This window comes from Streptosporangium carneum (assembly GCF_027922005.1).
GTDB classification, from domain to species: Bacteria; Actinomycetota; Actinomycetes; order Streptosporangiales; family Streptosporangiaceae; genus Streptosporangium; species Streptosporangium carneum.
On the sequence record NZ_BSEV01000042.1, the window covers coordinates 47,124 to 53,400 of the forward strand.

Annotated in this window: 6 protein-coding genes; 1 reads left to right on the forward strand and 5 read right to left on the reverse strand. The window is 70.4% G+C overall.

The annotated features are described in order from the left end of the window. The first annotated feature begins 7 nt into the window (after nucleotides 1–7). Complete coding sequence (locus PKF00_RS41880) at nucleotides 8–295, forward strand: iron-sulfur cluster assembly accessory protein (RefSeq protein ID WP_271223346.1); 288 nt, start codon at nucleotides 8–10, stop codon at nucleotides 293–295. Nucleotides 296–470: 175 nt separating this feature from the next. Here the strand turns inward: PKF00_RS41880 and PKF00_RS41885 are convergent, their stop codons facing one another. The 5 genes from PKF00_RS41885 to PKF00_RS41905 form a co-directional block, all read right to left on the reverse strand. Further along, nucleotides 471–944, reverse strand: coding sequence for a hemerythrin domain-containing protein (locus PKF00_RS41885; RefSeq protein ID WP_271223347.1), 474 nt, complete (start codon nucleotides 942–944; stop codon nucleotides 471–473). 81 nt (nucleotides 945–1,025) lie between these two features. Continuing rightward, nucleotides 1,026–2,207, reverse strand: coding sequence for a zinc-dependent alcohol dehydrogenase (locus PKF00_RS41890; RefSeq protein WP_271223348.1), 1,182 nt, complete (start codon nucleotides 2,205–2,207; stop codon nucleotides 1,026–1,028). Nucleotides 2,208–2,290: 83 nt separating this feature from the next. After that, nucleotides 2,291–3,244, reverse strand: a complete 954-nt coding sequence (locus tag PKF00_RS41895) for an LLM class F420-dependent oxidoreductase (RefSeq protein WP_271223349.1) — start codon at nucleotides 3,242–3,244, stop codon at nucleotides 2,291–2,293. 111 nt (nucleotides 3,245–3,355) lie between these two features. Next, a complete protein-coding gene (locus PKF00_RS41900; protein WP_271223350.1) occupies nucleotides 3,356–5,671 on the reverse strand; it encodes a phosphoketolase family protein in 2,316 nt (771 codons plus the stop codon). Nucleotides 5,672–6,008: 337 nt separating this feature from the next. Then, on the reverse strand, nucleotides 6,009–6,277 hold a 269-nt coding region (locus PKF00_RS41905), incomplete at its 5' end, for a carbohydrate-binding protein (protein ID WP_369011200.1).

A 6,277-nucleotide genomic window follows, 5' to 3' on the forward strand; every position in this document is an offset into this window, starting at 1 on the left:
AGTCACAATGCTTACATTGACGGACACCGCTGCCCAGGTGATCCGGGACCTCAGCTCTCAGGTGGCGGACTCGACGGACACCGGCGTCCGCATCTCGTCCCAGACGGACGGCACGGGCTCGCTGCTGCTGTCGGTCGTGGACGGTCCGGAAACGGACGACAAGGTGGTCGAGACGGACGGGGCTCGGATCTTCCTGGATCCGACGGCGGCCGACATGCTCGACGACAAGTCCCTGGACGCGGACATCGACGAGGGAGGGGCGGTGGCGTTTCTCGTCACCGAGCAGAGCCAGTGACGGGGGCGTGAACCCCCGGCGGGGCCCCGGCCGTCGGACGGCCGGGGCCCCGTGCCGCCCGCCGCGCGAGCCGGGGGCTCACGCGCGGAGCGCACCCGTCACCGGCCGCCCCCGCACGGCGGACGGCCGGTGACCTCCGCTCCCCGCCGTCCAGGACGGGGAGCGGGCTCGGAGATCACTTCCTCGCGCTGCCCACCATGAGCGGGTCGGCCGGCGCCTCGGTCTTGGCGTTCGCCATCCGCTCGCCGAGTTCCTGCAGTTCCTTGCGCCCCATGGTCTCCCGCACCTGCGGGAACCACTCGTCCTCCTCCTCTTCGACGTGGTGGCGCACGTTCTCCATCAGCACGGTCACCTTGGCGTCGAACCGCTCGTCCTCCGGGTCGAGTTCCCGGAGCTCGGAGAGCATCCAGACCACCACGTGATGTTCCTCGACGCTCTCCAGGACGTGGTCGGCGGTCTCCGGCACGCCCGCCCTGGCGGCCGGGTAGAAGATCTCCTCCTCGATGTAGGCGTGGGTGGTGAGCTCCTTGATCATCTGGTCGACGAGCTCCCGCTTCTTCCGGTACGCCCGGTCTCCGGCCTTCTCGAACTCCTTGAACAGCTTCTCGACGGTCTTGTGGTCGTCCTTCAGGAGCACGATGGCGTCCATGGGCTTCCTTTCTTTCGGGTAACCAATGAGTTCTGTGCGGGTTTCCGTGGACGGTGCGGGCGGCGCGGAGCCTTCCCCGCTCTACGGGGTGAGCAGGACCTTGATCGCTCCGTCCCGTTTCTTCTGGAAGATCTCGTAGCCCTTCGGGGCCTGGTCCAGCGGAAGCCTGTGGGTCGCCAGATCCATGACTCCCAGGGGGTCGGCGTCATCGCTGACCAGCGGCATCAGGTCGTCGATCCACCGCTTGACGTGAGCCTGTCCCATCCGCAGGGTGACGCCCTTGTCGAACATCCTCAGCATCGGCATCGGATCGGCCATGCCGCCGTACACGCCGACGACCGAGATCGTGCCGCTGCGCCGCACCGTCTCGATGGACTGGTTCAGCGCGGCCAGCCGGTCCACGCCCGCGGTCGACATCAGCGGGGCGGCGATCACGTCGGGCAGGACGCCCGTCACGGTCTGGGCGAACTTGGCGACCGGCGAGCCGTGCGCCTCCATGCCCACCGCGTCGATGACCGAGTCGGGCCCCCGCCCGCCGGTCAGCTCGCGGATCGCCTCGGGCACGTCGCCGGTCACGGAGGCGTCCAGCACCTCCGCCCCGTGTCTGCGGGCCATGGCGAGCCGTTCCTGGACGCCGTCGACGCCGATCACCCGGTAACCGAGATGCCTGGCGATCCTGGCGGCCATCTGGCCTATCGGCCCCAGACCGAAGACCGCGACGGTGCCGCCGTCCGGGACGTCGGCGTAGCGGACCGCCTGCCAGGCGGTGGGCAGCACGTCCGACAGATAGACGAACCGCTCGTCCGGCGGCCCCTCGGGGACCTTGATCGGGCCGAACTGGGCCTGCGGAACCCTCAGGTACTCCGCCTGCGCCCCGGGAACCTCGCCGTACAGCTTGGTGTAGCCGAACAGGGCCGCGCCCATTCCGTGGTCGCGGACCTGGGTGGTCTCGCACTGGGCGAACAGCCGCATCCCGCACATGTGGCAGTGTCCGCAGGCGATGTTGAACGGGATCACGACCCGGTCGCCGGGCTTGATGTGGGAGACCTCGGCGCCGACCTCCTCGACGACGCCCATCGGCTCGTGGCCGAGGATGTCGCCCTCGGCGATGAACGGGCCGAGGACCTCGTACAGGTGGAGGTCGGAGCCGCAGATCGCGGTGGTGGTCAGCCTGACGATCGCGTCGGTCGGCTCCTTGATCATGGGATCCTGGACCTCCTCGACCCGTACGTCACGCTTGCCGTGCCAGGTGAGAGCCTTCATCGTCTTCTCCTGTTCGGGTATGGAACGATCCGGGCGGCGGTCGCGGCCTCGGGTCCGGCCCCGCCGCGCCGCGGCGGCCGCGGTCAGCGCACCCGGGGCAGGACTTCCTTCCCGTAGAAGTCGAAGAAGGCGTCCTGCTCCCCGCCGATCTGACCGATGTAGACCTCGTCGAAGCCCGCGTCGACGTACTCCCTGATCGCGTGGGCGTGGACCTCGGGATCGGGGCCGCACGGCGTCGAGGCGGTCGCCTCCTCCTCGGTGACCGTCTCGGCCAGCTCCTCGAAGTGCCTGGGCAGCGGCAGCAGCTGGGCCGCCTCCCCCTTGACGCCCTGGGTGGGCCAGAGCCGGTGGACGGTCCTGCGCGCGGCGGCCTCGTCCGCGGCGTAGCAGACCTTCAGGCCGCCCTGGGCTGGTTTTCCCTGGCCGCCCGAGTCGTGGAACAGCTTCACCATCTCGGCGCTCGGCCCCGTGGAGATGTAGCCGTCGGCGATGCGTCCCGCCAGCCGCACCGACTTCTCCCCGAAGCCGGACATGTAGACGGGCGGCGGCTCGTCGGGCAGCGTGTAGAGGCGGGCGGTGTCGAGGTCGTAGTGGGCGCCGCGGAAGGTCACCAGCGAGCCGCTCCACAGCTCGCGCATGAGCTCGACCGCTTCCTCCAGCATCTCGAGGCGCTCGGAGAGCGGAGGCCACCGGGAGTCGACGATGTGCTCGTTGAGGGCCTCCCCCGTGCCGACACCGAGCCGGAACCGGCCGCCGGTCAGCACGGCGCTGGTGGCGGCGGCCTGGGCGACGATCGCCGGATGGACGCGGACCAGCGGGCAGGTGACCGCGGTGGTGACGGGCAGCGAGACGGCCTCGGCCAGCGCGCCGATCACCGACCAGACGAACGGGCTGTTGCCCTGGACGTCGAGCCACGGGTGGAAGTGGTCGGAGATCCACAGCCCCTCGAAGCCCGCCCGCTCCGCCAGCTCGGCCTGCCGTACCAGCTCCCGTGGGCCGTGCTCCTCGCTGGACAGGAAGTATCCGAACCTGGTCATCGCCGCCTCCTCGGCCGTGAGCTGCAGAGACGTTCTCCATACCCGTGCTGGACGGCTCAAACGGGATTTCCGTGCCGGGCCCCGTTCTCCGCAGCCCGGCACGGCCGGTCGTCAGGCGGGCCAGGTCCAGTCGCGGATCTCGGGGACGTCCTCACCGTGCTCACGGGTGTACGCCCGCGCCCGCAACCGGGCGTCGACCATCCGCTGCCGCAGCCCCGCCGCCCGCACCGCCAGATGCGGCACCCGATCGATCACGTCGATCACCAGGTGGAAGCGGTCGATGTCGTTGAGCATGACCATGTCGAACGGCGTGGTCGTGGTGCCCTCCTCCTTGTAGCCGCGCACGTGGAGGTTGCCGTGATTGGCACGCCGGTAGGTCAGCTGATGGATCAGCGACGGGTAGCCGTGGAAGTTGAAGACGATCGGCCTGTCCGGGGTGAACAGCGCGGTGAACTCGGCGTCGGACATGCCGTGCGGATGCTCCGACGGCGGCTGCAGCCGCATCAGGTCGACCACGTTGACCACCCGCACCCGCAGCTCGGGCAGGTGCTCGCGCAGCAGCGCGGCGGCGGCGAGGGTCTCCAGGGTGGGCACGTCACCCGCGCAGGCCAGCACCACGTCGGGCTCGCCGCCGTCCTCGTTGCCCGCCCACTCCAGGATGCCCAGCCCGCGGGTGCAGTGCGCGACGGCCTCGTCCATGGTGAACACGTCCAGCACCGGCTGCTTGCCCGCCACGATCACGTTGACGTAGTCGCGGGAGCGCAGGCAGTGATCGGCCGTCGACAGCAGCGTGTTGGCGTCCGGCGGCAGATACACCCGCACCACGGAGGCCTTCTTGTTGACCACCACGTCCAGGAACCCCGGATCCTGATGGCTGAAGCCGTTGTGGTCCTGGCGCCACACGTGCGACGACAGCAGATAGTTCAGCGACGCCACCGGCCGCCGCCAGCCGATCTTCTTGGACGCCTCCAGCCACTTGGCGTGCTGGTTGAACATCGCATCCACGATGTGGATGAACGCCTCGTAACAGTTGAACAGGCCGTGCCGGCCGGTCAGCAGGTAACCCTCCAGCCAACCCTGGCACAGATGCTCACTGAGCACCTCCATCACCCGCCCGCCCGGAGCGAGGTGCTCGTCGGTCGCCAGCGTCTCGGCGTTCCAGGCCCGGCCGGTGACGTCGAAGACGGCCTGCAGCCGGTTGGAGGCGGTCTCGTCCGGCCCCAGCAGCCGGAAGTTGTCCGGGTTGGCGGCGATGACATCACGCAGGAACGTCCCCAGCACCCGGGTCGGCTCACTCGCCTGGGCGGCCGGCGCCTTGACCTCGACCGCATAGTCGCGAAAGTCCGGCAGCCTCAGCGGCCGCAGCAGCTCACCGCCGTTGGCGTGCGGGTTGGCGCTCATCCGGCGGCCGCCGGCCGGCACCGTGGCGGTGATCTCGGCCACCGGACGCCCCTGGGCGTCGAACAACTCCTCGGGCCGATACGAGCGCATCCACTCGGCCAGCATCGCCCGGTGCTCGGCGTTGTCGCGCACCCCGGACAGCGGCACCTGGTGGGCGCGCCAGGTGCCCTCCACCGGCACCCCGTCCACCTCGCGCGGCCCGGTCCACCCCTTCGGGGTGCGCAGCACGATCATCGGCAGCCGGCCGTCCCGCCCGTCCCGGTAGGCGGCGATCTCCGCGAAGACCTCCTCCAGGGTCTCGGCCATCAGGGCGTGCATGGTCGCGGGGTCGTCGCCCGCCACGATGTGCACCCGGTGGCCGTAGCCCTCCATCAGCTTGACCAGCTCGGCCTCGGGGATGCGGGCCAGCACCGTGGGGTTGGCGATCTTGTAGCCGTTCAGGTGCAGGATCGGCAGCACCACCCCGTCCCGGAGCGGGTCGAGGAACTTGTTGGAATGCCAGCTCGCCGCCAGCGGCCCGGTCTCGGCCTCCCCGTCCCCGATCACGCAGGCCACCACCAGGCCGGGGTTGTCGAACGCCGCACCGTAGGCGTGCGCCAGGCTGTAGCCCAGCTCACCGCCCTCGTGAATCGAGCCGGGCGTCTCCGGCGCCACATGGCTGGGGATCCCGCCGGGAAAGGAGAACTGCCGGAACAGCCGCCGCATCCCCTCTTCGTCCTGGGTGACGGCGGGATAGGTCTCGGTGTAGGTGCCCTCCAGCCAGGCGTGCGCGACCGCGGCCGGGCCGCCGTGCCCGGGACCGGCGATGTAGATCATGTCCTGGTCGCGTTCGGCGATGACCCGGTTCAGGTGCGCGAAGCAGAAGTTCAGCCCCGGAGTGGTGCCCCAGTGGCCCAGCAGCCGGGGCTTGATGTGCTCGGGAGCCAGCGGTTCGGTCAGCAGCGGGTTGTCCAGCAGGTAGATCTGCCCGACCGACAGGTAGTTCGCCGCCCGCCAGTAGGCGTCGACGTGCGCGAGTGCGTCCATACTCCGACAGTTCCTCAGGAGAGGGATTCAAACCGTCGAGGAGGACCCGCGTGCCGGTCGCGGAGGGAGGCGGCCGATGTCACATCCCCGCGTGACGTCGTCGTCCATGGACGTGACACCGGCCTCGGCTCGCCGGCCCGTTCCCTCACCGGGCCACCGGAACGCCCGCCGGGCGCGGTGACGGCGAGGTTCCCGTACGGCGAGCGGAGGCCGGTGCCGCCGCGGGGGCGGCACAACCACCCCACGCCCCGGTCCGCGCGGCACCGACCCCACGGTGCGCCGGTCCGGGTGTCCGGCACCCGCCGTCAGCGGATGCCGGTCCTGACGCGCGAGCGCGTCAGACGCGCTGCCACAGGGCGGGGACGTTCGGCGGCTCCCAGCCCGGGTAGGCGGTGTGGGCCTGAAGGCAGCGGTAGTTCGACCCGCCGTAGCTGACCTGGTCGCCGGCCCGGTAGCTCGCGCCGGCCTGCCAGGTGCCGCCGACGGTCGGGCTCGGGCTCTGGCTCCCGGTCGGGGTGATCGTGGGGCTCGGCGACGGCGTGCCGGTGAAGTTGGCCACGAAGTCGAACGTGGCCTCCTTGGCGTTGCCGACGGTGCGCACGTTCA